This window comes from Kribbella sp. VKM Ac-2569, from assembly GCF_004216905.1.
Taxonomy (GTDB): Bacteria; Actinomycetota; Actinomycetes; order Propionibacteriales; family Kribbellaceae; genus Kribbella.
The window spans coordinates 735,842-758,640 of record NZ_SGXJ01000002.1 but is presented as its reverse complement, the minus strand read 5'-3'; the positions used below and the strand labels follow the sequence as shown (position 1 = coordinate 758,640).

Annotated in this window: 24 protein-coding genes and 1 riboswitch; of the genes, 15 read left to right on the top strand and 9 right to left on the bottom strand. The window is 68.8% G+C overall.

Annotated elements, in window-relative coordinates; genetic code table 11:
• Positions 1–53: 53 nt before the first annotated feature.
• Positions 54–884: an oxidoreductase gene (locus EV649_RS16735; protein WP_130384364.1), complete on the bottom strand. Its 831-nt coding sequence runs from the start codon at positions 882–884 to the stop codon at positions 54–56.
• Between the two features lie 96 nt (positions 885–980).
• Between EV649_RS16735 and EV649_RS16730 the strand changes: the two genes are divergently transcribed.
• Positions 981–1,538 carry a TetR family transcriptional regulator gene (locus tag EV649_RS16730; protein WP_130384363.1) on the top strand — a complete coding sequence of 186 codons (558 nt, stop codon included), beginning with the start codon at positions 981–983 and terminating at the stop codon, positions 1,536–1,538.
• 83 nt (positions 1,539–1,621) lie between these two features.
• The gene (locus EV649_RS16725; protein WP_130384362.1) at positions 1,622–3,136 is read left to right on the top strand and encodes a trypsin-like peptidase domain-containing protein; all 1,515 of its coding nucleotides are present in this window, start codon (positions 1,622–1,624) and stop codon (positions 3,134–3,136) included.
• 97 nt (positions 3,137–3,233) lie between these two features.
• Here EV649_RS16725 and EV649_RS16720 read toward each other — a convergent pair whose 3' ends face one another.
• Positions 3,234–4,079 (bottom strand): NAD(P)-dependent oxidoreductase, encoded by an 846-nt coding sequence (locus EV649_RS16720; protein ID WP_130384361.1) that lies wholly within the window; start codon positions 4,077–4,079, stop codon positions 3,234–3,236.
• A gap of 136 nt (positions 4,080–4,215) precedes the next feature.
• Here EV649_RS16720 and EV649_RS16715 point away from each other — a divergent pair, with 136 nt between their 5' ends.
• The 3 genes from EV649_RS16715 to metH all read left to right on the top strand — a co-directional run bounded on the left by EV649_RS16715 (position 4,216) and on the right by metH (position 9,934).
• Positions 4,216–5,622 carry an MFS transporter gene (locus EV649_RS16715; protein ID WP_130384360.1) on the top strand — a complete coding sequence of 469 codons (1,407 nt, stop codon included), beginning with the start codon at positions 4,216–4,218 and terminating at the stop codon, positions 5,620–5,622.
• A 7-nt stretch (positions 5,623–5,629) separates the two neighbouring features.
• On the top strand, positions 5,630–6,163 hold the full coding sequence (locus EV649_RS16710) for a TetR family transcriptional regulator (RefSeq protein ID WP_130384359.1): 534 nt from the start codon (positions 5,630–5,632) through the stop codon (positions 6,161–6,163).
• Between the two features lie 69 nt (positions 6,164–6,232).
• Positions 6,233–6,309, top strand: a riboswitch (S-adenosyl-L-homocysteine riboswitch).
• A 22-nt stretch (positions 6,310–6,331) separates the two neighbouring features.
• Positions 6,332–9,934, top strand: coding sequence for a methionine synthase (gene metH, locus EV649_RS16705; protein WP_130384358.1), 3,603 nt, complete (start codon positions 6,332–6,334; stop codon positions 9,932–9,934).
• On the opposite strand, the gene EV649_RS16700 is transcribed toward metH, so the two are convergent.
• Positions 9,819–10,754: a hypothetical protein gene (locus EV649_RS16700; RefSeq protein ID WP_130384357.1), complete on the bottom strand. Its 936-nt coding sequence runs from the start codon at positions 10,752–10,754 to the stop codon at positions 9,819–9,821. The two genes, metH and EV649_RS16700, sit on opposite strands and share 116 nt — an antisense overlap.
• Positions 10,755–10,828: 74 nt before the next feature.
• Between EV649_RS16700 and EV649_RS16695 the strand changes: the two genes are divergently transcribed.
• A complete protein-coding gene (locus EV649_RS16695; protein WP_130384356.1) occupies positions 10,829–11,299 on the top strand; it encodes a GNAT family N-acetyltransferase in 471 nt (156 codons plus the stop codon).
• A gap of 104 nt (positions 11,300–11,403) precedes the next feature.
• Positions 11,404–12,255 carry an HAD family acid phosphatase gene (locus tag EV649_RS16690; protein WP_130384355.1) on the top strand — a complete coding sequence of 284 codons (852 nt, stop codon included), beginning with the start codon at positions 11,404–11,406 and terminating at the stop codon, positions 12,253–12,255.
• Here EV649_RS16690 and EV649_RS16685 read toward each other — a convergent pair.
• Positions 12,243–12,920, bottom strand: coding sequence for a TetR/AcrR family transcriptional regulator (locus EV649_RS16685; RefSeq protein ID WP_130384354.1), 678 nt, complete (start codon positions 12,918–12,920; stop codon positions 12,243–12,245). The two genes, EV649_RS16690 and EV649_RS16685, sit on opposite strands and share 13 nt — an antisense overlap.
• A 96-nt stretch (positions 12,921–13,016) precedes the next feature.
• Between EV649_RS16685 and EV649_RS16680 the strand changes: the two genes are divergently transcribed.
• Both EV649_RS16680 and EV649_RS16675 read left to right on the top strand, forming a co-directional pair.
• Positions 13,017–13,949 (top strand): SDR family oxidoreductase, encoded by a 933-nt coding sequence (locus EV649_RS16680; RefSeq protein ID WP_130384353.1) that lies wholly within the window; start codon positions 13,017–13,019, stop codon positions 13,947–13,949.
• Positions 13,946–14,707, top strand: coding sequence for a class I SAM-dependent methyltransferase (locus tag EV649_RS16675; RefSeq protein ID WP_130384352.1), 762 nt, complete (start codon positions 13,946–13,948; stop codon positions 14,705–14,707). Before EV649_RS16680 ends, EV649_RS16675 begins: the two co-directional genes overlap by 4 nt.
• Here the strand turns inward: EV649_RS16675 and EV649_RS16670 are convergent.
• Entirely contained in the window at positions 14,676–15,227 is a 552-nt protein-coding gene (locus EV649_RS16670; protein ID WP_130384351.1) for a GNAT family N-acetyltransferase, read from the bottom strand. The two genes, EV649_RS16675 and EV649_RS16670, sit on opposite strands and share 32 nt — an antisense overlap.
• Positions 15,228–15,287: 60 nt before the next feature.
• Here EV649_RS16670 and EV649_RS16665 point away from each other — a divergent pair, with 60 nt between their 5' ends.
• Positions 15,288–15,581, top strand: a complete 294-nt coding sequence (locus EV649_RS16665; protein WP_130384350.1) for a hypothetical protein — start codon at positions 15,288–15,290, stop codon at positions 15,579–15,581.
• On the opposite strand, the gene EV649_RS16660 is transcribed toward EV649_RS16665, so the two are convergent.
• A complete protein-coding gene (locus EV649_RS16660; protein WP_130384349.1) occupies positions 15,578–16,117 on the bottom strand; it encodes a dihydrofolate reductase family protein in 540 nt (179 codons plus the stop codon). The genes EV649_RS16665 and EV649_RS16660 overlap by 4 nt on opposite strands.
• A gap of 249 nt (positions 16,118–16,366) precedes the next feature.
• Between EV649_RS16660 and EV649_RS16655 the strand changes: the two genes are divergently transcribed.
• The gene (locus EV649_RS16655) at positions 16,367–17,203 is read left to right on the top strand and encodes an SAM-dependent methyltransferase (RefSeq protein ID WP_130384348.1); all 837 of its coding nucleotides are present in this window, start codon (positions 16,367–16,369) and stop codon (positions 17,201–17,203) included.
• Positions 17,204–17,377: 174 nt separating this feature from the next.
• Entirely contained in the window at positions 17,378–18,259 is an 882-nt protein-coding gene (locus EV649_RS16650; protein WP_130384347.1) for a DUF3800 domain-containing protein, read from the top strand.
• Here the strand turns inward: EV649_RS16650 and EV649_RS16645 are convergent.
• Positions 18,223–18,978, bottom strand: coding sequence for an NAD(P)H-binding protein (locus EV649_RS16645; protein WP_130384346.1), 756 nt, complete (start codon positions 18,976–18,978; stop codon positions 18,223–18,225). The genes EV649_RS16650 and EV649_RS16645 overlap by 37 nt on opposite strands.
• A gap of 177 nt (positions 18,979–19,155) precedes the next feature.
• Here EV649_RS16645 and EV649_RS16640 point away from each other — a divergent pair, with 177 nt between their 5' ends.
• Both EV649_RS16640 and EV649_RS16635 read left to right on the top strand, forming a co-directional pair.
• Positions 19,156–19,533, top strand: coding sequence for a YciI family protein (locus EV649_RS16640; protein WP_130384345.1), 378 nt, complete (start codon positions 19,156–19,158; stop codon positions 19,531–19,533).
• Positions 19,534–19,656: 123 nt separating this feature from the next.
• Positions 19,657–20,238: an adenylate kinase gene (locus EV649_RS16635; RefSeq protein WP_130384344.1), complete on the top strand. Its 582-nt coding sequence runs from the start codon at positions 19,657–19,659 to the stop codon at positions 20,236–20,238.
• Here EV649_RS16635 and EV649_RS16630 read toward each other — a convergent pair whose 3' ends face one another.
• Positions 20,239–20,871, bottom strand: coding sequence for a hemerythrin domain-containing protein (locus EV649_RS16630; RefSeq protein WP_130384343.1), 633 nt, complete (start codon positions 20,869–20,871; stop codon positions 20,239–20,241). It abuts the gene before it with no gap.
• Between the two features lie 46 nt (positions 20,872–20,917).
• Here EV649_RS16630 and EV649_RS16625 point away from each other — a divergent pair, with 46 nt between their 5' ends.
• A complete protein-coding gene (locus EV649_RS16625) occupies positions 20,918–21,976 on the top strand; it encodes a biotin/lipoate A/B protein ligase family protein (RefSeq protein ID WP_347233133.1) in 1,059 nt (352 codons plus the stop codon).
• Here EV649_RS16625 and EV649_RS16620 read toward each other — a convergent pair.
• The gene (locus EV649_RS16620) at positions 21,960–22,787 is read right to left on the bottom strand and encodes a PhzF family phenazine biosynthesis isomerase (protein WP_130384342.1); all 828 of its coding nucleotides are present in this window, start codon (positions 22,785–22,787) and stop codon (positions 21,960–21,962) included. The two genes, EV649_RS16625 and EV649_RS16620, sit on opposite strands and share 17 nt — an antisense overlap.
• Positions 22,788–22,799 lie beyond the last annotated feature (12 nt).

Below are 22,799 nucleotides of genomic sequence, written 5' to 3'. Positions count from 1 at the left end.
TCCCGGACGCCCACCCACCAGTTGGCGGGTGGTGATCGCCGGGGGCATTCGCGTCAGTCGAAGTCGGTTGAGGTGGTGAGGTGGGCCCAGGCGGTGGCTTCGGCGGCTCGGGAGGTCGACGCGGTCTCGGCGAGCTTGAGGGCGTCGCTGCCGAGCAGCAGCCGGAGCGGCGGGTTGTCGAGGCCGACGATCTCGAGGATCGCCTGCGCGGCCTTGGCCGGGTCGCCGGGCTGCTTGCCGTCGGTCTCCAGGCGGCGCCGATGCATCTCGCCGACGGTGGACTCGTAGTCCGGGTGCACCTCGGCGAGCTGCATCGACGAGCCGCCCCAGTCGGTCCGGAAACCGCCCGGCTCGACGATCGTCACCTTCACACCGAACGGGCGCACCTCGTTGTTCAGCACCTCGGAGAAACCTTCGACGGCGAACTTCGCGGTCTGGTACGCACCCATGCCGGGCGTCCCACCGGCCCGTCCACCGATCGACGAGAACTGCAGGAAGTGCCCGCTGCGCTGCTCCCGGAACACCGGCAGGGCGGCCTTCGTCACGTTGACCACACCGAACAGGTTGGTCTCGACCTGCGCCCGGAAGTCGTCGTCGGCCATCTCCTCGATCGACGCGCTGTTCGCGTAACCGGCGTTGTTCGCCACCACGTCCAGCCCGCCGAACTCCTGCACCGCGGTCCGTACGGCGGCGCGCGCGGCGTCGGCGTCCGTCACATCGAGGGCGACCGCCCGCAGTTGGTCGCCGTACTTCGTCACCAGGTCGTCGAGTTGCTCGGGTTTGCGGGCCGTGCCGACGACGCGGTCGCCGGCCGCCAGCACCGCCTCGGTCAGCGCGCGACCCAGGCCGCGCGAGCTGCCGGTGACCAGCCAGATCTTGCTCATTGCCATTCCTAACTAACCGTTTGGTTGGATACGCGATCTATCTAACCAACCAGTTGGTTGGAAATCAACCAACCGGTTGGTTGGTAAGGTCGCCGTATGCAGCAACGGAATGCAGACCGGACCCGGGCCCGCATCCTGGAGGCGGCCACCGAGGAGTTCGCCGCGCGCGGGATCGGCGGTGCGCGGGTGAGCCGGATCGCCGAGGTGGCCGAGTGCAACAAGGCGATGCTGTACGCCTACTTCGGGAACAAGGACGACCTGTTCGACGCGGTGTTCAGTGCGTCGGTGGAGAAGTACCTGGACGAGGTCGGATTCGACGTCGACGACCTGCCGTCGTACGCAGGCCGGGTGTTCGACTACTTCGAGGAGCATCCGGACCGGCTCCGGCTGTCGGTCTGGTACCGGCTCGAGCGGCCGGACGGTCAGCCGTTGGAGGCGATCGTCGCGGTCAATCAGCGCCGGCTGGACGAGATTCAGCGGGGGATACGGCGCCGGGTGGTGTCGCGCCGGTTCACCCCGGTCAGTCTGCTGTCGCTGATCCAGGCGATCGCGACGAGCTGGTCGTCGATGAACCCGGAGTACGGCGCGGAGCTGCCCGACCGGTTGCTCCGGCGGACGGCCGTCGTGATGGCGGTGGAGCGGATTCTCAGCTGATTCATTGGCAGGCCCGATGGAGTTCTCAGTCTGGCGAGCTCTACTCGAAGGCAGAGGGAACTTGCCGAGGAGGGCGACACCAGATGAACGAGAGCGCTGGACCGGGACCGTACAACGGCGGACAGGCGCCGCAAGGCGGGCAGCAGCAGGGTCAGTCGTACGGGCCGCAGTACGGGCAGCAGCAGTATTCGCAGTACCAGCAGGTGCCGCAGTACGGGCCGCCGCAGTACGGGCCGCAGTTCGGGGCGCCGTATCCGTTCGGTCCTCCGCCGCAGCCGCCGAAGAAGCGCGGGCGGCGACTGCTAGGCGCCGGGGCGCTCGGGCTGGCCGCGGTGCTGGTCGCCGGGTCGGTTGCCTGGGGCATCGACCAGCGCACCGGCGCGAACAGCTCGCAGCTGTCGCAGCAGGCGTTCGACCCGGCGGCCGTGGCAGCGAAGGTGTCGCCGGGCCTGGTCGACGTGAACACCGTCCTCGGGTACGAGAACGCGCGAGCGGCCGGCACCGGGATCGTGCTCACCTCCGACGGCGAGGTCCTCACCAATCACCACGTGATCGAGGGCGCGACGTCGATCAGCGTGACGGACGTCGGCAACGGGAAGACGTACAGCGCGAGTGTCGTCGGGTACGACGAGGAGCATGACATCGCCGTACTGAAGCTGAAGGACGCATCCGGGCTGGAGACCGCCAAGACCGGGAACTCCGACCAGGTGAAGCTCGGCGACCAGGTGGTCGGGGTCGGGAATGCGGGCGGCGACGGCGGTGAGCCGAGCTACGCGGCCGGGAAGGTGACCGGGCTGAACCAGTCGATCACCGCGACCGACGAGAACGGACAGGACCCGGAGAACCTGGAGGACCTGATCCAGACCGACGCGAACATCCAGGCCGGCGACTCCGGCGGCCCGCTGGTGAACGCGAACGGCGAGGTGATCGGCGTCGACGTGGCCGGCAACGGCGGCAACAACGGCGGCCAGGGCCGTCCGGGACAGACCTCAGCGTCCACCGCGCAGGCGGCCACCGCCACGCTCGCCGCCTGGGGCGACGGCAACAACACCGGCAACGGCTACGGCGACGGGAACGGGACCGGCGGCTTCCCGTTCGGCAACGGCTCCGGCAATGGCGACGGGAACGGCTCGGGCGACGGCTCTGGGAACGGCTACGGGGACGGCTCGGGTGATGGATCCGGGAACGGGTCTGGTGACGGGTCGGGACAGGGGAACGGGTCCGGGACGACGACCGAGGGGTATGCGATCCCGATCAACCAGGCGCTCGACATCGCCGAGCAGATCGAGGACGGGAAGGCGTCGGCCGACGTACACATCGGCGATTCGGCGATGCTCGGAGTCTCGGTCGTGACCAGCACCGGTACCAGTGGAGCGGTCGTCGGCGACGTGGTCGCGGACGGTCACGCGGACGAGGCCGGTCTGGAGGCCGGTGACGTGATCACCTCCTTCGCCGGACACACCGTCGCCTCGCCCGACACCCTGTCCGAGCTGCTCAACAAGCAGCACCCGGGCGACAAGGTCGAGGTCGGCTGGACCGACCAGTCCGGCCAGACCCACAAGGCAACCATCGAACTCATCACAGGCCCGGTCCGCTGACCTCAGCGCCACCCCCCGCTGCCGGCGGACCGCCCAGATCGGGCCCGACGCTCCCCCTCCCCCTCGGAGCGCCGGGCCCGATCTCTTTGTCCTCGACTCAGGACCCGAAGCCGGTACGCCAGGTCGGGTGAGTGGGCACCCAGCCGAGCGAATGCGCGTACGCGTTGGACGCCCCACGAGCCCACGGCGTACGCGCGGCGCTCGCCTCAGTGGGTACGTCGGGGGAGATGCCGATGGACTGGGCGAACGCGGGGGACCAGGTTGAGGCGGGGGCGGGGGTGTTGTCGACGATGTTGACGGGGCCGGTGGGCCAGGTGAGGGCGGCTGCTGCGGCTGTGGCGGCGTCGTCGATGTGGAGGAAGCTGGTGATGTCGGGGCCGGTGGGGAGGTTGCCGGTGGTGGCGAGGTCGGCCATCAGGGCGCCCTTGGTGTACCAGGTGTCGGGGCCGTAGAGCATGCCGTAGCGGAGTACGACCCACCCGGGTGCTTGGGCGGTGATCGCCTCGAGGGTGGCGACCGCCTCGACCGTGGCGCGGCGGGTGGCGTCCGGGGAGTGCAGGTCGAGCGGAGTGGATTCGGTTGCGAGTGTCGTGCCGGGCTCGTACGCCCACGCGATGCTCTGCGACACAACCCGCCGTACGCCGGCGGCCAGGGCTGCGTCGACCAGATTGCGCGTGCCCTCGCGGCGGATCCGGCTGTTCGCGGCGAAGTCCCGCGACGCCAGATCAGTCAACTGATGCATGACCACATCCGGCCGAGCCCCCGCAACCACCTCCCGGAGCCGTGCAGCGTCGTACACATCCCCGACAACAGCCGTCACCCCAGCACCCACCGTCCCACTCGATCCGCGGGTGAGCGCCGTTACCTGGTGGCCCTCGGCGAGTAGGAGGGGGACGAGGCGGCGGCCGATTGCGCCGGTGGCGCCGGCGATGAAGATCCTCATGGTGGCCACCGTAGGCAACTGAGTGCCGACCGCGCTGGGCCAATTGGTGAGCGGTTTCCCGGTCCACTTCCAACCGGGGTGAACAAGCGTTTACGATGCCCGGGTAAACAACCGTTCACCTCTGTGAGGACTCTGCGTGACCGTCCGTCCTGCTGCCCGTCCACGCCTGGTCCTAGCAGCGCTAGCGTTCTGCGGCGTGCTGGTCTCGATCAGCCAGACCATCGTCGTACCACTCCTCCCCGAACTCCCCGCGATCACGCACAGCCCGGCGGCCGACGTCAGCTGGCTGATCACGGTCACGCTGCTGACCGGCGCGGTGTTCACGCCGCTGCTCGGCCGCGCCGGCGACATGTACGGCAAGCGCCGCGTCCTCCTGATCGCCCTGTCGTCGATGGTGATTGGCTCACTGCTCTGCGCGAGCAGCTCGGACCTGACCGTGCTGATCGTCGGCCGTGCGTTCCAGGGCGCCGCGGTCGCGGTAGTGCCGCTCGGGATCAGCATCCTGCGCGACGAGCTGCCGCCGCGCCGCGTGATCCCGTCAATCGCCATCATGAGCTCGACCCTGGGCATCGGCGCCGCGTTCGGCATCCCGGCCGCGACGCTCGTCGTCGAGTACGCGAACTGGCACACGATGTTCTGGATCAACCTCGGACTCGGCGTGCTCGACATCGTCCTGGTGCTGCTGATCGTGCCGGAGTCCGCGATCCGCACCAGCGGCCGGTTCGACATCCTCGGCGCCATCGGACTGAGCGCGTTCCTGGTCTGCCTGCTGCTCGCGGTCTCCAAGAGCAGTGCCTGGAGTACGACGTCGATCGTGGGCCTGTCCGCCGCCGCGATCCTGCTGGTCCCGCTGTGGGGCTGGTACGAGCTGCGTACGAAGAGCCCGCTCGTCGACCTCCGCGTGTCCGCCCGCCCAGCCGTTCTCTTCACGAACCTCGGCGCCCTGCTGATCGGATTCGCGTTCTATGCCAACTCGCTGTCGACCGCCCAGCTCGTCCAGGAGCCGACGTGGACCGGCTACGGTCTCGGCGAATCCATCGTGGTCAGTGGCCTGTGCCTGCTTCCGGGCGGTGTCGCGATGGTGCTGCTCTCACCGGTGTCGGCCCGGATCTCGAGCGCACGCGGCCCGCGGTTCACGCTCGCGATCGCGTCGGTGCTGATGGCCGCCGGGTACGTCGTCCGCCTCTTCACCAGCAGCAACGTCGCCGGGATCGTGATCGGCGCAACGGTCGTCAGCGCCGGAACCGCCGTTGCGTACTCGGCGCTTCCGGCGTTGATCATGCATGCTGTGCCGGTGACCGAAACAGCCGCGGCGAACGGCCTCAACACGCTGATGCGCACGATCGGGCAGGCGATCTGCAGCACGATCGTCGCGAGCGTGCTCGCCGGCGTCACGATCTCCTCGGGCGGCCGGGTCGCGCCCGCGCTGTCGGCGTACCTGATCGTGTTCGTCGTCGCCGGCATCTCGGCCCTGGTCGCGGCGGGCCTGGTGATGTTCATCCCGGCGCGGCGGCCGGTGCCGGTCGAGGTGAGTGTGAGGTGACAGGGACGTGACCGACCCGGGGCGGACCACGATCCTCCGCGCGGCGCGCAAGGCGTTCGCACGGGAGTCGTACGACGCGGTCACGCTGCGCGGGGTCGCTGCGGACGCCGGTGTCAGCGCCGCCCTGATCGTCAAGTACTTCGGCGGCAAAGAAGCGCTGTTCGAGCGGGTCGCCGACTTCACCGAGGCGGCCCAGCTGCTGCTCGCCGCACCGAACGAGCGGCTTGGTGAGCACGCCGTCCGCACGCTCGTCGAGTACCGCCGGGAGAACGATCAGGACCTGCTCGTCCGGGTCGTGTTCGCGGCCGGCAAGGCCGACGAGCGGGCGCAGATCCGCGAGCACTTCCGCGACCAGGTCACCCGCGCCTTCGCCGCCCGGCTGACCGGACCGGACGCCGAGCTCCGGGCGGGCCTGATCACCGCGCAGTTGCTCGGCCTCGGCGCCGCGATCGCGATCGACAAGACCGGCCCGATCGCCACCGCCGACCTGGAGACCGTCGCCGGGCTCTACGCCCCGGCGATCCAGCAACTTATCCACTGATTGAACGCCCGTCCTAGAATGTGGACAATGCGCTTGGCGCTGAGTGTGACGCCATTAACATGGAGCATCCAGGCCGAGAGGCGCTGCAACGGACCCGGGTCCGCCACGCTCGACCTGGAGCACTGATGCAAGGGCGCCTCCGGAGAGTTCTTCTGGAGGGGTTGGCAGATGAGTGAAGCCGCGCTGCGGGAGCTGCTGAATCAGCGGATCGCGGTCCTTGACGGTGCCTGGGGCACGATGCTGCAGGGCGCCAAGCTACAGACCGCCGACTTTCAGGGCGATCGCTTCGGGAGCCATACGCACGACGTGACCGGCGACCCGGACGTGCTGAACCTGACCCGGCCGGACCTGATCCTCGACGTCCACCGGCAGTATCTGGCGGCCGGTGCGGACATCACCACCACGAACACGTTCACCGCGACGAGCATCGGCCAGGCCGACTACGGCCTGCAGGAGTACGTCCGCGAGATGAACGTCGCCGGCGCGCGTCTGGCCCGCCAGGCGGCCGACGAGTTCGGTGGCAGGTTCGTCGCCGGTTCGATCGGCCCGCTGAACGTGACCCTGTCGCTGAGCCCGCGCGTCGAGGACCCGTCGTACCGCGCTGTGTCCTTCCAGCAGGTGAAGGACGCGTACGCCGAGCAGATCGCGGCGCTCGCCGAGGGCGGCGTCGACCTGCTGCTGATCGAGACGATCTTCGACACGCTGAACGCCAAGGCCGCCGTCGCCGCGGCCCGCGAGGTCGCGCCGCACCTGCCGCTGTGGATCTCGGTGACGATCGTCGACCTGAGTGGCCGGACGCTGTCGGGGCAGACCGTCGAGGCGTTCTGGAGCTCGGTCGAGCATGCCAAGCCGCTCGTCGTCGGCGTGAACTGTTCGCTCGGCGCCGCCGAGATGCGACCACACGTCGCGGACCTCGCCCGGTTCGCCGACACGTACGTCGCCTCGCACCCGAACGCCGGCCTCCCGAACGCCTTCGGTGGGTACGACGAGACGCCCGACGAGACCGCCGGCATGCTGGAGGAGTTCGCGCAGTCCGGTCTCGTCAACATCGTCGGCGGCTGTTGCGGTACGACGCCTGCCCACATCAAGCAGATCGCGGCCGCCGTAGAGCCTCTGCAGCCGCGCGCCGTCGTACCGGCCGATCACACCACCCGGTTCTCCGGGCTCGAGCCGTTCAAGATCGGTGCCGACACCGGGTTCGTGATGATCGGTGAGCGGACGAACGTCACCGGGTCGGCGAAGTTCCGGCGGCTGATCGAGGGCGACAACCACCAGGCCGCGGTCGACGTGGCGCTGGAGCAGGTGCGCGGCGGCGCGAACCTGCTGGACGTGAACATGGACGCCGACCTGCTCGACAGCGAGCAGGCGATGACGACGTTCCTGAACCTGATCGCGACCGAGCCCGAGGTGGCCCGGATCCCGATCATGGTCGACAGCTCGAAGTGGACCGTGCTCGAGGCCGGCCTGAAATGCGTGCAGGGCAAGGGTGTGGTCAACTCGATCAGCCTCAAGGAGGGCGAGGAGGAGTTCCTCGACCGAGCCCGCCGGATCATGAGCTACGGTGCCGGCGCGGTCGTGATGGCTTTCGACGAGCAGGGCCAGGCCGACACGGTCGAGCGCAAGGTGGCGATCTGCGGACGCGCCTACGACCTGCTGACCGGCATCGGTTTCCCGGCCGAGGACATCATCTTCGACCCGAACGTGCTCGCGGTCGCGACCGGCATGTCCGAGCACAACGGCTACGCCAAGAACTTCATCGACGCCCTGCCGCTGATCAAGGAGCGCTGTCCGGGCGTCCACATCAGCGGCGGCATCTCGAACCTGTCGTTCTCGTTCCGCGGCAACGACATCGTCCGCGAGGCGATGCACTCCGCGTTCCTGTACCACGCCGGCCAGGTCGGCCTGGACATGGGAATCGTCAACGCCGGCCAGCTCGCGGTCTACGAGGACATCCCGAAGGACCTGCTGGAACTGGTCGAGGACGTCATCTTCAACCGCCGCGACGACGCCACCGACCGCCTGGTCGCCTTCGCCGAGAACGTGAAGGGAAAGGGCAAACAGCGCGAGGTCGACCTGACCTGGCGTGAGGGCACGGTCGAGGAGCGACTGTCGCACGCGCTCGTGCACGGCATCGTCGACTTCATCGAGGACGACACCGAGGAGGCCCGGCAGAAGCTGCCGCGGCCGCTGGAAGTGATCGAAGGTCCGTTGATGGACGGCATGAAGGTCGTCGGCGACCTGTTCGGCGCCGGCAAGATGTTCCTGCCGCAGGTGGTGAAGAGCGCGCGCGTGATGAAGCGCTCGGTCGCCTACCTGGAGCCGTTCATGGAGGCGGAGAAGGAGCAGGCCCGGCTCGAGGGCCGCGCCGAGGCCGTCCGCGGGCAGGGCAAGGTGGTGCTCGCGACCGTGAAGGGCGACGTCCACGACATCGGCAAGAACATCGTCGGCGTGGTGCTCGGCTGCAACAACTACGAGGTGATCGACCTCGGCGTGATGGTGCCGGCGGCAAGGATCCTCGACACCGCGGTGGCCGAGGGCGCGGACGCGGTCGGCCTGTCCGGGCTGATCACGCCGTCGCTGGACGAGATGGTGTCGGTGGCCGGCGAGATGCAGCGGCGCGGGCTGAAGCTCCCGTTGCTGATCGGTGGCGCGACGACCTCCAAGCAGCACACCGCCGTCCGGATCGCACCGGCGTACGAGAACACCACTGTGCACGTGCTGGACGCGTCGCGGGTCGTCGGTGTGGTGTCCGATCTGCTCGACGCCGACCGCGCCGTAGCGCTTGCCAAGAGCAACAGTATTGAGCAGGAGCGGTTGCGCGAGCAGCACGCGAACAAGCAGCGCGCACCGATGCTGACGCTGGCCGAAGCGCAGGCGAACAAGGAGACGGTCGAGTACGGCGAGATTCCGGTGCCGGAGTTCACCGGGCTGCGGTACGTGTCGCCGTCGATCGAGACGCTGCGCGAGATGATCGACTGGCAGTTCCTGTTCCTGGCCTGGGAATTGAAGGGGAAGTACCCGGCGATCCTGGACCAGCCGGTCGCGCGCGAGCTGTTCGACGACGCGAACACGTTGCTGGACGAGATCATCGCGAACGGATCCTTCACCGCCGACGGCGTGTACGGGTTCTGGCCGGCGCACAGCGAGGGCGACGACATCGTCCTGGACGGGCTGGACCGGTCGTTCCCGATGCTGCGGCAGCAGACCGTGAAGCCGGCCGGGCGGGACAACCGCTGCCTCGCCGACTACATCGCGCCGTCCGGTGATCACCTCGGCGGGTTCGGGGTCGCGATCCACGGCGCGGAGGCGCTGGCGAAGTCGTACGAGGAACGCAACGACGACTACCGGGCGATCATGGTGAAGGCGCTGGCCGACCGGCTCGCGGAGGCGTTCGCGGAGTGGATCCACCTGGAGGCGCGGCGGGCGTGGTTCGAGCCCGACGCACAGCCGGTGCTGGAGGACCTGCACGCGGAGCGGTTCCGCGGCATCCGGCCGGCCCTCGGGTACCCGGCGAGCCCGGACCACAGCGAGAAGCAGGAGCTGTTCGAGCTGCTCGCGGCGGACAAGATCGGCCTCGGGCTGACCGAGTCGTTCGCGATGACGCCGGCCGCGGCAGTGAGCGGTCTGATCTTCGCGCACCCGGCGTCGCGCTACTTCAGCGTCGGCCGCCTCGGTCGCGATCAGATCGAGGACTACGCCGTACGGCGGAATCTCCCGGTCGCTGAGGTCGAACGCTGGCTCCGCCCGAATCTTGCGTACGACCCGGCGTAAGTGGGACCAGGGCCGGATCCTGCGTGAGCCTCCTGAGCAGGGGATCGACCTTCTCGGCCACCGTCCGTACCGAGTCGGCGGCGAGCTCCGGCTTGCCCTGCTCGACCGCCGCGGAGAAGTCGCGGCGGAGAGCGCCGACCGCTCGCCAGCGCTCGCCCTCCGACAGCTCGTCGGTTCCCGGAAGCAGCGCGATCACCTCCTCCCAGCGCTGGTCGGGTTTCACCGAGAGCATCCAGTCCGAGAGCGCGGCGAAGTCCTCCGAGCTTGCCGGCGTACCACCCTGCTGCCGGACGACTTCGGTCAGCAGCGCACGGGCGGCAGACGCAGCCGCCGGATCCCGGCCGGCGAAGGTGAAGTCCGGCAGGTCTGCGGCGGGGAGGAACTTCCCGGATTCGGTCTTCGGCCAGACCTTGGCCAGCCGTTCCTGGGTCCAGACGTCGGCCAGACCGGTGTCCAGGTAGGCCTCAGCCTCCCAGATTCCGCCGATGTTGTCGGGCTCCGGGCTGCTCAATCCGGCGGCCTGGGAAGTCATGTGCGCGGTTGCCCGCACCAGGTTCGGCCAGTCCCGCGCTGGGAGCCCGGCCTGGCTGCGGGCGTGTGCGTCGCGGATCGTCTCGGCGTGTTCTTCCGGCAGGAACAGCGGACTGCTCAGCTGCCGCAGATCCTCCTTGGGATCTCGCGGCGTCCATCCCGTCGGCTTCTGGACGATGTCGATGCCGCGCCAGCGGACGAGGCGATTGGTGGTCTCGCTGACGGCTTCGACGACCGAATCCGTCCAGGAGAAGCACGGATCGTCGGCGTGGATCAGACCAGGGGCCACGGCGTGTTCTCCTTCGTGAGGGAAGCGGAACGCAGCAAGCGTAGGGGCGTCCCGGGTTCACTTACCCTGGCCGCATGACTGTGAGACCTGCTGTTGCTGACGATGCCGATGCGGTGGCTGCGATCTGGTACGCCGGTTGGCAGGACGGCCACCTGGGACACGTGCCCGACGAACTGGTCGCGCTGCGGACCAAGGAGTCGTTCTGGACCCGTGCCGCGCAACGGGTCGCGGACACCACGGTTCTCGTCGTCGATGACGAGATCGCCGGGTTCGTCATGGTGGTCGGCGCCGAGGTCGAGCAGGTGTACGTCGCACGCGACCATCGGGGATCGGGCGTCGCCAGGACGCTGCTCACCGAAGCCGAGCGGCAGGTGAAGGCAGGAGGTCACCAGGAAGCTTGGCTGGCCGTGGTCACTGGCAACACGCGGGCGCGCCGGTTCTACGAACGCAGCGGCTGGACCGACGGCGGTCCCTTCGACTATCCGGCCTCGGTCGAACGCGGAACGTTGCCGGTCCCGTGCCACCGGTACCTGAAGCAGGTTTGAGCGGACGCAGGATTCCCCTGAAGTTGCGGCGTGCAGCAGGTACATCGGGTCCGAATGGAGTTAGCGTGCCTTCGCAAGCAATTCCAGTTCTTGGAGGGGTCATCATGGCATTCCGTTCCTGGCGCCGGCCGTCCCGCCGCATGGTTCTGACCAGCGTCGCCGCGGTCGCGATGACGTCGGTCGTCGGCGGGGTTGCGTACTCGGCCGGTGCCGCGACGCAGCAGCCGGCGATCCAGACGTCGACACCGCACAGCGAGAAGCAGGTCACCAACATCGACGTACTGCGTCAGCAGTTGCGCAACTACTACGGCGACCCGCTCGGCACCGGCAACTTCGCGGCGGACAGCAACTACGCGAAGGAAGCGCAGAAGGCCGCCGCCGCGGGGACCCGCTGGATCTCGCTGCCCCACCACACCACCAAGACGAAGGCGATCCTGCTGGACGTCGACGACACCTCGCTGGCCACCTGGAACTACGAGATCGCCAGCAACTGGGCGTACAACCCGGCCACCAACGCGGAGTACGTGCTGAACCAGAAGTTCCCGGCCGTTCCCGGCATGGTCGACCTGGTGAAGACGGCCGAGCGTGAGGGATACGCGATCTTCTTCCTGACCGGCCGCGGCGCCGCGCAGGAGCAGGCGACGCTGGGCAACTTGACCGCGGACGGTGTCGGCGTCGACGCCGGGTTCCCGAAGCCGACCGCGCTGAGCAACGGCGAGGACGGCCTGTTCACCAAGCCGGCCGTCGCCAACTATCCGGACTACCTCAAGCAGGCCTGCGCCGGCGACCCGAACGGATCCTGTACGACGATCCACTACAAGTCGGCGACCCGCGCGCACATCGAGTCGCTCGGCTACGAGATCGTCGCGAACTTCGGCGACCAGTTCTCCGACCTCAAGGGTGGTTTCGCCGACCGCACCTTCAAGCTCCCGAACCCGAACTACTACCTGCCCTGATCCCTGGGTAGAGCGCCGTACAGCAAGGCCCGCAGGGCGTCGGTCATGGCCGGCTCGAACTCCATCCGGATCGCGCTGAGCGCCGGGTCGGTCTCGTAGGCGGCCAGGATCGCCGGCACCGGATGGGAGTGGGTCCAGATCGCGCCCGCGAGCAAACTCGCGGCGGCGATGAACCGGCCCGCTCCCTCCGGGCCGAGCTCCGGCAGTACGCCGACGACCACGGTGATCAGCTCTTCGTACGCGACCAAGGCCGCGCGTTTGAACGTGAGCGCCGTTTCGGTCGTGATGTTCCGCTCCAGCACCGCAGCCTGCGTACTGATCAGGTCACAGAGCACCGGCCGTTTCGCCAGCGCGCCGACGATCGTCGCGACGAGCCGGTCGGCCCGCTCGTCGATCGCCTCAGCCTCGGGTGCCTTGTGCGGCAGAGCAGACGCCAGGTCCTGCACCCAGGCCGACAGTTCGCTGCTCGACAGTTCGAGCAGGACGGCCTCGCGGGAGTCGAAGTAGTTCAGCACGTTCGACTTCGCCAGGCCGACGCGACGACTCAGCTCGTTCAAGCTGACGTCCGCGACCGGCATCTCGGTCAGCATCGCGGCCGCGGTCGCGAGGATCGCCCGGCGCCGCTCGGCCCGCTGCTCCGGTCTGCGCGCGCGCTGAAAAGTCATGCCCACAGTCTACAGACCATCGGTCTGTTGTTATCGGACCATCGGTCTGATAATGTCGCTCATAAGAGACCACCAGTCTTTTATGGAGTGTGGAACATGTACGACGTCCCCGACCAGACCGGCAAGCTCGCCGTCGTCACCGGCGCCAACAGCGGGACCGGCAAGGAGGCCGCCAAGCGGCTCGCGGCCGCGGGTGCGCGGGTCGTGCTGGCGGTTCGGACCCCCGCCAAGGGCGAGGCGGCGAAGGCCGAGATCCTCGCCGCGCACCCGGGCGCCCAGCTCGAGGTACGGCGGATCGACCTCGCCGACCTCGCCTCGGTCCAGGAGTTCGCCGACCAGTTGACCGCCGACGTGCCGCACCTGGACCTGCTGGTGAACAACGCCGGCGTGATGAACCCGCCGGATCGCATGGTCACCAAGGACGGCTTCGAGCTGCAGTTCGGCTCGAACTACCTCGGCCCGTTCGCGCTCACCGTCCGGCTGCTGCCGCTGATCCTGGCGGCCCCGGCCCCGCGGGTCGCGACGATGGCCAGCGGTGCGGCGAACTTCGGCCGGATCCACTTCGACGACCTCCAGTGGGAGCGCCGCTACCGGTCGACGGCGGCGTACTCGCAGTCGAAGCTCGCCGACCTGATGCTGAGCAACCAGCTCGCCCGGCTGTCGACCGAGCACGGCTGGGGCCTGCGCAGCGTCGCGGCCCATCCCGGCTTCACGAACACCAACCTGCAGACCACCGGACCGAGCCTCGGCCGCGACCGGATGCCGCTGGCCTCGCGACTGCTGTTCCGCCTCGCCCCGCTCCCTTCGCAGGGCGTCGAGACCGGCACCGAGCCACTGTTGTTCGCCGCGGCCGACCCCGCGGCCGAGCACGGTGCGTACTACGGCCCGTCCGGACGATTCGGCCTCGTCGGCCCCACCGCCTTGGCCAAGCCGCCCAAGGCTGCCCTCGATGCCGAGACCAGCGCCCGGCTGTGGACGGTCTCAGAAGGACTGACGGGGGTCTCGCTGCCGTCTATCCTGCGAAAGTGAGCGAGTGGTCGAGTGGTGGAATCTACGAGTCGTATGTGGGCCGCTGGAGCCGCCTCGTCGCGCCGGAGTTCATCGGCTGGCTGCAGCAGCCGGGCGGACTGCGCTGGCTCGACGTCGGCTGCGGTACGGGCGCCTTGACCAGCACGATCCTTGGTGCGGCGGATCCGGCGTCCGTGCTCGGCGTCGACCCGTCGGAGGGCTTCATCGGCTATGCGCAACAGGCTGTCAACGATCCGCGGGCAGCCTTCGAGGTCCGGTCCGCGGTCGAGCTCCCGGACGGACCGTACGACGTGGTCGTCGCCGGGCTGGTGCTCAACTTCATCCCCGAGCGGGTCGAGGCGCTGCGCCGGATGCGCGAGATCAGCACGACGGTCGCGGTCTACGTCTGGGACTACGCCGGCGGCATGCAGCTGATGCGGTACTTCTTCGACGCGATGGCCGACGTACGCCCGCAGGACCGGGACCACGACGAGGGCCGCCGGTTCCCGTTCTGTACGCCGGAAGGCCTCGAGGGGCTGTTCCGCGAGGCCGGGTTCACCGAGGTGCGGACGCGCGAGATCGTCGTACCGACGGAGTTCGCGTCGTTCGACGACTACTGGCAGCCGTTCCTGGGCGGGCAGGGCGTGGCGCCGGCGTACCTGCGCAGTCTGGATCCGGCGGATCAGGAAGCGCTGCGGGACGCCGTACGGTCGCGCCTGCCGATCTCTGTTGACGGGTCGATCAGCCTCACTGCGCGGGCGTGGGCGGCTGCCGGCTGAGGTAGTCGTCCCGGAGTAGCCCGTACAGCCAGTCGTCGGTCCACTCACCCTTGAACCAGGTGTTAGCCGGCCGCTCGCCTTCGCGGGTGAAGCCGACGCGTTCGAGCAGCCGGGCCGACGCGGTGTTGCGGGCGTCGCACTCGGCAGAGACCCGGTGCAACTCGCGGTCGACGAACAAGTGGTGGAGCAGTCCGCGTACGGCCTCGGATGCGTACCCGTGGCCCTGGTACTCCGACGCGAGAGTGAACCCGAGGTCGGCCTGCATCAGGTTCTCGTTCAGATTCAGGCCGAGATCGCCGATCAGTACACCGTCCAGGTCGACCGCGTACTGGAACCAGTCGGGCGCCTCCGGATCGCCTTGTGCGAACCGTTCGACCGTCCGCTGCGCCTCGGCGAGCGGCACCGGCGCATCCCAGGACTGGAAGCGGGCAACCTGCGGATCCGAGCGGTACGCGGCGAACCGCTCGGCGTCCGTGGGCTTGAAACGGCGCAGGATCAGCCGGTCGGTGCGGGCGAACATCTGGACATCATGTCAAGACTGCGCGTTCGACTCCGTCGTACCTGTGAGAGGAGAGCGCCGATGAAGTTTCTACTGATCCTGCAGGGTGACGGTGAGGCACGCCTGCAGCGCGACGAGTTCGAGCGAGTCGCCCACGACGCCGGTGAACTGGTCGGCGGCGAGCTGCTCGCGGATGCCCAACTGTCCGTCCGGCTGCCCGACCGCGAGCCGACCAAGATCGACGGGTACTACGTGATCGACGTGGAGAACCGTGACCGGGCCGTCGAGCTCGCGCGCCTGCTACCGGACGCGCGAGCCGCCGGGCGGTCGGTCGAGATCCGCGCGGTCATGCATCCCGCCGCCGTCGACTTCTAGACGACCTTGAACCAGAGACTGGTGGCCAGCGGGGTTTCGGTGACGCTTGTTCGTTCGAGGCGGATGGTTCGTCCGCCGGACTGGGCGAACAGGCGGGTGCCGTCGCCCAGCATGACCGGGGCATAGAAGAGCAGCACCTCGTCCAGTTCGCCGACCTCGATGCACTGCTTGGCGATGTTCGCGCCGATCACGTTCACGTACTTGTCGCCGGCCGCCTCCTTGGCCTGGGCGAGGGCCTTCGCGAAGTCGTCGACGTACGTGACCCCGGCCTCCGGGTCGGACGGCGGCCGGTGCGTGACGACGTACGCCGGTCCGCTCCAGCCGCCCCCGAACGCCTCTCCCTCTCCGGCCTCGCCCTTGTGCGGGTCGTCGCCGTCGTGCGACCGGCGGCCGATCAGCAGCGACCCGATCCGGGGGAGCAGGTCGTCGACCTCCGGATTGGGGCCGAGATACGGGCGCATCCACTGCATGTCGCCGTCCGGGCCGGTGATGAAGCCGTCCACCGACAGCGTCACCGAGTACAGCACCTTCGCCATGGGGGCCTCCTGCTTGGTAGGTACCTGTTGAGACGAATGAGCCGGAGAAAACTCATCGGTGGACGTGCGCGCATGCAAACCCCCGATTAGCGCGGCCGGATGCGCCGATCTCGGGACTTCTGCCTGCCTGCGCGTCCACATCACGCCACGACACGGCCCCGGTGCGCCGCTCCCGCGCTCACCTGGATAACCTTTCCGGCAATCCAGCTTTTCGCATGGCGGAATCGGATCACGGAGCGAGGTACGGCGATGCCGGAGTACGACGACACGCACCGGTCGCTGCGTGCCGACGAGCCGGCCACCATCGATCTCGAACGGGCCTCGCAGGCGCGGGTGTACGACCTGCTGCTCGGCGGCAAGAACAACTTCGAGGTGGACCGGCAGTTCGTCCAGGAACTGCTGAAGATCGCGCCCGAGATCTCCGAGCTGACCCGGCAGAACCGCCGCTGGATGGCCGACGCGATCGGCCGGATGACCACCGAGGGCCGGATCGACCAGTTCCTCGACCTCGGCGCCGGGCTGCCCACCGCGCAGAACACCCATGACGTCGCCCTCCGGGCCAACCCGGCCGCGACCGTCGTGTACGTCGACAACGATCTGACCGCGATCTCCCACGGCCAGGCGCTGCTCGCCGACGAGCAGCGCAGCTTCTTCGCCGACGCGGACCTCAACGACCCGGCCGCCGTACTCGCCCATCCGTCCGTGACCGGGGCGCTCGACCTGAGCCGCCCGGTCGGGATCCTGCTCGGCCTGGTCCTGCACTCGACGCCGGACCCGGTGCCGGTCGTCGCGGACTACCTGGCCGCCGTACCGTCCGGCTCCTACCTGGCGCTCACGCATCCGCTCAACCCGCGGGACGGCGGCCGGCTGGCCGGGTTCGCGACCGCGATCGAGGAGAAGCTGCAGGACGCGTTCCCGCACATGCGGTTCCGGACCCGGGACGAGATCGCGGAGCTCGTCGCCGGGCTCGAGCTGGTCGCGCCCGAGCTCGTCGACCTGACGTCCTGGTGGCCGGAGGACGAGCAGAAGCTCAACCTGACCGGCGCCGGTCAGCTCCTCCTGGTCGCCCTCGCCCGCAAGCCGTAGGAATTCACTGGTGTCCGGCGATCAGCCGGACCATGATGGGTCGCATGTCTGCTCAGGCTGCTGCCGCTTACTGATCGTCACCGCGCCCCGATGACTCCTGGCGCGTCCGATCAAGCCCGTCCCGAGGACGGGCCCCGTAGCGTGCAGTCCTTCAGCCTTGGAGCCAGCCTTCCCATGACTTCTCAGTCGCCTTGGGTCGAGGTCGCGTGTGACGAGTCGGGGTTCTCCGGAACCAACCTGCTCGACCCCACCTCACCCGTCATCACCCATGCCAGTGTCGATCTCGCCGTACCAGCGGCCGCCGAGGTGATCGACGTACTGCGAGACCGTCTGCGCCGCCGGACGGAGTACAAGTCCAACCAGTTGCTGCGACCCGAGCAGCGGCCCGCGCTCGAATGGTTGCTCACCACGCTGCGTGGGCATGCGCACGTCCTCACCATCGACAAGACCGCGTACGTCGCCGCGCGGGTGTTCGAGCTGTTCACCGAGGAGCCGTCGTACGGCGCCGGCACCAGCCTCGGCACGGACCACGCGGAGATGTCCGCGGCACTGCGGCACCGGACCGGCTTCCTCGCGGCGTTCGTGGACCTGGCTCGGACGAAGCGCGTGCGGCTGATGGACCACGTGGCGGTGGACCGGTTCTTCGCGACAATGCCGGCCGACATACCTGCGCTGCGTGCGGTGACCCGGGCTCGGGTCGAAGAGGTGATGCAGCGGCTGATCGACGAGGATCCGGAGCTTCCGCCGCCGTTGGAGCCGCTGGTGCCGGCGCTCGCCGAGACGGTGCTGTACTGGAGCGCCGGCGGTCGTTCGGTCGCCGTGGTGCACGACGAGCAGAGTGCGTTGACACCGGGCCGGGTGGCACGGCTGGGCGAGTTCCTCGCTTCTCGCGTGGAGCCGGCGCCGTTGCGGTCGTTCGTACAGGTCGACTCCAAGCACGATCCGCGGGTGCAGGTAGCCGATTTCCTGGCCGGCATCGCGCGCCGTCGTACGCCGGACTTGGTCGAACTGTTGGAGCCCTACACCTGTGCGGCGACGAACTCGTCCCAGGTGTGAGTGCCGACGTCGGCGCCGGTGCGGGTGAGGTTGCCGCCTGCGCGGTACACCTTGCCCGCCTTGCCGGGAACACGGATCGGCAGCGACAACCGGTGCTTGCCGGTGGCCCGTAGGTAGTCGCGAGCCAGCTCCGACAGGCTGTAAACCTTAGGTCCGACCAGGTCGGGGACGAGGCCTTGCGGTTCACCGAGTGCGAGTTCGGCGAGCCGTTCGGCCACGTCCCGGCCGTCGACGGGCTGCATCCGGAGGCCGCCCGGCATCGGCAGGACGGGCAGTTTCGCCATCGCCTGCACCGTCCTCCAGGCGAAGTCGTGGAGCTGGGCGACCCGCAGTACCGTCCACGGCACCGACGACCCGCGAACGGCCTGCTCGGCGCCGAGCTTCGACTTGAAGTACGTCAGCGGCAGCTGGTCGACGGCGGTCACCGAGATGTGCACCAGATGACCGACCTTCGCCTGATCGGCCGCCTTGACCAGGTTGCGGGTGCCGAGGTCGTCACCCTTCGGACCGCCGGCCAGGTGCAGGATCACGTCGACGCCGTCCACGGCCCGGTCCAGGCCGTCGCCGTTCAGGAGGTCGACGGCCAGGTACTCGACGCCGTCGCCCCGATCGCCCGCGTGCCGGCTGAGGACACGGACCTTGCTGCCGGCCGCCTGGAGCAGCGGGACCACCTGACGGCCGATCGTTCCCGTACCGCCTGTCACCAGGATCGTGCTCATCGAATTTCTCCGTTCTCGTCATGGTCTCTGCAGCGCTGACGGAACCCGGGTGGGTGAGTGTGACCGAATGTGAGCTGGAATACATCCAGGCAAAATGTCGAGGGCCTGTCCGCGCCTCCGACGTCCGGGGTGCACGGGCGCAGTACGGCGTACCGGCACGACACAGGAGGTTCTCTCATGAAGTACGTGGTCCTGATCCACTCCAACATGCAGCCGTGGGGTCACCCGACGATCGACTTCACCGAGGTCGGCCGCGCGATCCCGGCGGACGAGCGGGCCGCGATGGGCAAGGAGTTCGACGAGCTGCTCGCCGAGCTGTCCGCGTCCGGCGAACTGGTCAGCGGCCTGGCGTTGGACGCACCATCAACCGCCCGGACCTACCGCTGGGAGGGCAAGCGCCCGGTCAGCACCGACGGGCCGTACGCCGAGTCCAAGGAGCAGCTCGCCGGGTTCTTCGTCCTCGACTGCGCCACCCGCGCCCGGGCCGAGGAGCTCGCCGACAAGTTCGCCGGCCCCGGCGACGTCATCGAGCTCCGCCCGGAAATGGAGTTCTGAGGGCGATTCCGGACAGTAACGAGCGAGTGTGACCCAACCGGGGATCCGGAGTGACGTACGCCGTACCGCCGGAGCGGTGGCTCCCTTATTCTGTGGGACTTACCGAGAGTCAGGAGCGTGCCCGTGACCACTGTCTTGCTGATGGGCCCTCCTGGGGCCGGTAAGGGTACGCACGCGGGCCACCTGGCAGCTCACCTCGGTGTGCCCGTCATCTCCACCGGTGACCTGTTCCGCCGCAACATCGCGGACGGTACCGAGCTCGGCAAGACGGCGCAGGGCTACCTGGACGCGGGCGAGTACGTGCCCGACGAGGTCACCAACGCGATGGTCCGCGACCGCCTCGCGGACGCCGACACCCGTCCGGGATTCGTCCTGGACGGGTACCCGCGCACCCTCGACCAGGCCGGCGTCCTGGACGAGATCCTCGGTGCGCAAGGGCGTGGGCTGGACGCGGCCCTGGTCCTGCAGGTCGAGGCCGACGCCCTCGTCGACCGGCTGCTCCGGCGCGCCGTGATCGAGCACCGCTCGGACGACACCGAGGAAGTCATCCGCCGCCGCTTCGAGGTCTACCACGAGCAGACCGCGCCGCTGATCCACTTCTACTCCGGCCGCGGCATCCACCACGAGGTCGACGCCTCCTCCGACATCGACACGGTCCGCACCCGCGTCTGGCAGGTCGCCGTACAACTCAAGCCGGCTGCGTAATCAGCTGCGCCAGGTGGGGGCTATCGAACTGCGGTAGGAGCGGCCGAAGAGCCCGAGGATCACAGTGAGGACGGGTTTGGGGACGGTGCTGGTGATCGCCGCGGACTCCGCGGGTGCGGCACCGTCGAGGGCCCAGGCGAAGAACGTGCCGCCCTGGACCGGGCCGACCTTGGCGAACTCGCGGCCCATCGCCTTCATTTCGGGCGAGCCGACGTTGGCCTGGTAGACGGGTTCGATCTCCGCTTCCTCGTGTTCGAGGTGGTCGACGGTGACCCGTTGCAGCTCCTGGATCGCAGCGCGTGCGGTCGCCGCGTCAGCCGCGCCGGCGGAGTTCTGCAACGCTCCCAGCGCCGTCCGCGACGCAGCGAGCGCGGCTGCCATCGTGTCGTGCTCGGCATCCAGCTGCGCCAACAGCTCCGGGCTCACGCCGAGCTTCTGCAACGCCGGCCACGCGATCTCGTGCTCACCCTCGTGGTGCCGGGTGAGCTGGCTGTCGAAGTTCTGCCAGGCCGCGCCCAACTGCGCCGCGCGCGTGCGATCCCCGTCCGGGAACCGCTCCAGTGCATTCAGGAATCGACCCAGGTCCCGTCGAACGGCGGCATGGATCGCCTTGTTCATGCTCATTTCCCCCATGGCCGGGAGTATGCGTCCGGGAACAACCGTTGACCAGAGCAAGTTGATGACGAATATGCATGGTGAGTACAAGGTCCCGGGCGGAAAGCTCGTCGTGGCCGACCTCGACGTGGTCGACGCGCACGTCCGGAACGCGCAGATCTCCGGCGACTTCTTCCTCGAACCGGACGACGCGCTGGAGCGGATCAATGGGGCCTTGGCGGGGCTGCAGGTGGCCACTTCCGCGGCTCAGATCGCCGCGCGGGTGCGAGGTGCGCTCGGCGACGGCGTCGAGATGCTCGGGTTCTCGCCCGAGGCGGTCGCTGTCGCCGTACGGCGTGCGTTGACCGGCGCGACCGGTTGGCGTGACCACGAGTGGGAGTTCGTGCACGACGTACCGCGTGAGCCGGCGCTGCAGATGGCGCTCGACGAGGTGCTGACCGAGCAGGTCGGATCGGGGGAGCGCCCGCCGACGCTGCGGGTCTGGGAGTGGGCGTCCAACGCGGTCATCATCGGCAGCTTCCAGTCGCTGCGGAACGAGGTCGACCTGGACGGCGCGGCCCGTCACGACGTCACCGTCGTACGGCGGATCAGCGGCGGCGGCGCGATGTTCGTCGAGCCGGGCAACACGATCACGTACTCGCTGTACGTGCCGGAATCGCTCGTTTCCGGATTGTCGTTCATCGAGTCGTACGCGTTCCTCGACGACTGGGTCATTGGTGCGCTCAACGATCTCGGCATCGCGGCGACGTACCAGCCGATCAACGACATCACGTCACCGGCCGGCAAGATCGCGGGCGCCGCGCAGAAGCGGTTCGCCGGCGGCGCCGTCCTCCATCACGTGACGATGGCCTACGACATGGACGCCGGCAAGATGGTCGAGGTACTGCGGATCGGCCGGGAGAAGCTGTCCGACAAGGGTACGAAGAGCGCGAACAAGCGTGTCGACCCGTTGCGCAGCCAGACCGGTCTCGACCGCGCGGACGTGATCGAGCGGATGGCCGGCACGTTCCGGAACCGCTACGGCCTGTCCGCGGGCGCGATCTCGCCGGACACCGTCGCGCTGGCCGAGGAGCGGGTCGCGGCGAAGTTCGGCACCGAGGAGTGGCTCACGCGGGTGCCGTGATCGGGACGGCGTTGCCGCTGACCCGGACGCGGTTGTCGTCCGGGCGGAGCTCGACCGTGATGAGGCTGGGCCGTCCGAGGTCGTCGCCTTGATGCAGGGTGATCGTGGGTTGCGCCTCGCCGATTTCCCGGAGATATGCGCCGAACGCGGCCGCTGCGGCACCTGTTGCCGGGTCCTCGACCACACCGCCGACCGGGAACGGGTCGCGAACGTGGAAGACGGTCGGCGATTCCTGCCAGACGAGCTGGAGCGTGGTGAGGTCGCGCTCGAGCATGTACGCGAGCAGGCGGTCGAAGTCGTAGTCGAGCGCGGCGAGTCGTTGCCGGGTCGCCGTACTGAGGACGAGATGCCGCGCCCCGGCGTACGCGATCCTCGGCGGCAATGCGGGATTGAGGTCGTCGGGTGACCATCTGAGGATGTCGAGTACGTCAGTCAGGTCGCCGGCTTCTTCTACGGAAGGCTCGACGCTGGTGAGGGTCGCGCGCAGGGCGCCGTCGACCGTGACCGGGACGTGGCCGGCCTGCGTTCCGAAGACGATCTCGCCCGGGCCGTCGCGCTCTGCCAGGGCGACGGCGGTCGCGACGGTGGCGTGACCGCAGAACGGGACCTCGGCCTTGGGGGAGAAGTACCGCACCGGGCGCACGCCGCTCGTATCTGGTTCGTCGGTGAACGCGGTCTCGGAATACCCGACCTCGGCCGCGATCGCCTGCATCGTTGCGTCGTCGAGCCCGCGGGCGTCGAGCACCACCCCGGCCGGATTGCCCCCGGCCGGATCGGACGTGAAAGCCGCGTAGCGGAGAACGGTCACCATCTGCTCATCCAA

What these genes read in the sequence shown, in the direction of transcription:
- EV649_RS16730 (WP_130384363.1), top strand. Translation starts at nt 981, where the DNA reads ATGCAGCAACGGAATGCAGACCGGACCCGGGCCCGCATCCTGGAGGCG.
- metH (WP_130384358.1), top strand. Translation starts at nt 6,332, where the DNA reads ATGAGTGAAGCCGCGCTGCGGGAGCTGCTGAATCAGCGGATCGCGGTC.
- EV649_RS16625 (WP_347233133.1), top strand. Translation starts at nt 20,918, where the DNA reads ATGACGAATATGCATGGTGAGTACAAGGTCCCGGGCGGAAAGCTCGTC.
- EV649_RS16685 (WP_130384354.1), bottom strand. Translation starts at nt 12,920, where the DNA reads ATGACTTTTCAGCGCGCGCGCAGACCGGAGCAGCGGGCCGAGCGGCGC.
- EV649_RS16650 (WP_130384347.1), top strand. Translation starts at nt 17,378, where the DNA reads ATGACTTCTCAGTCGCCTTGGGTCGAGGTCGCGTGTGACGAGTCGGGG.
- EV649_RS16665 (WP_130384350.1), top strand. Translation starts at nt 15,288, where the DNA reads ATGAAGTTTCTACTGATCCTGCAGGGTGACGGTGAGGCACGCCTGCAG.
- EV649_RS16690 (WP_130384355.1), top strand. Translation starts at nt 11,404, where the DNA reads ATGGCATTCCGTTCCTGGCGCCGGCCGTCCCGCCGCATGGTTCTGACC.
- EV649_RS16680 (WP_130384353.1), top strand. Translation starts at nt 13,017, where the DNA reads ATGTACGACGTCCCCGACCAGACCGGCAAGCTCGCCGTCGTCACCGGC.
- EV649_RS16660 (WP_130384349.1), bottom strand. Translation starts at nt 16,117, where the DNA reads ATGGCGAAGGTGCTGTACTCGGTGACGCTGTCGGTGGACGGCTTCATC.
- EV649_RS16620 (WP_130384342.1), bottom strand. Translation starts at nt 22,787, where the DNA reads ATGGTGACCGTTCTCCGCTACGCGGCTTTCACGTCCGATCCGGCCGGG.
- EV649_RS16695 (WP_130384356.1), top strand. Translation starts at nt 10,829, where the DNA reads ATGACTGTGAGACCTGCTGTTGCTGACGATGCCGATGCGGTGGCTGCG.
- EV649_RS16630 (WP_130384343.1), bottom strand. Translation starts at nt 20,871, where the DNA reads ATGGGGGAAATGAGCATGAACAAGGCGATCCATGCCGCCGTTCGACGG.
- EV649_RS16640 (WP_130384345.1), top strand. Translation starts at nt 19,156, where the DNA reads ATGAAGTACGTGGTCCTGATCCACTCCAACATGCAGCCGTGGGGTCAC.
- EV649_RS16670 (WP_130384351.1), bottom strand. Translation starts at nt 15,227, where the DNA reads ATGTTCGCCCGCACCGACCGGCTGATCCTGCGCCGTTTCAAGCCCACG.
- EV649_RS16645 (WP_130384346.1), bottom strand. Translation starts at nt 18,978, where the DNA reads ATGAGCACGATCCTGGTGACAGGCGGTACGGGAACGATCGGCCGTCAG.
- EV649_RS16720 (WP_130384361.1), bottom strand. Translation starts at nt 4,079, where the DNA reads ATGAGGATCTTCATCGCCGGCGCCACCGGCGCAATCGGCCGCCGCCTC.
- EV649_RS16735 (WP_130384364.1), bottom strand. Translation starts at nt 884, where the DNA reads ATGAGCAAGATCTGGCTGGTCACCGGCAGCTCGCGCGGCCTGGGTCGC.
- EV649_RS16655 (WP_130384348.1), top strand. Translation starts at nt 16,367, where the DNA reads ATGCCGGAGTACGACGACACGCACCGGTCGCTGCGTGCCGACGAGCCG.
- EV649_RS16725 (WP_130384362.1), top strand. Translation starts at nt 1,622, where the DNA reads ATGAACGAGAGCGCTGGACCGGGACCGTACAACGGCGGACAGGCGCCG.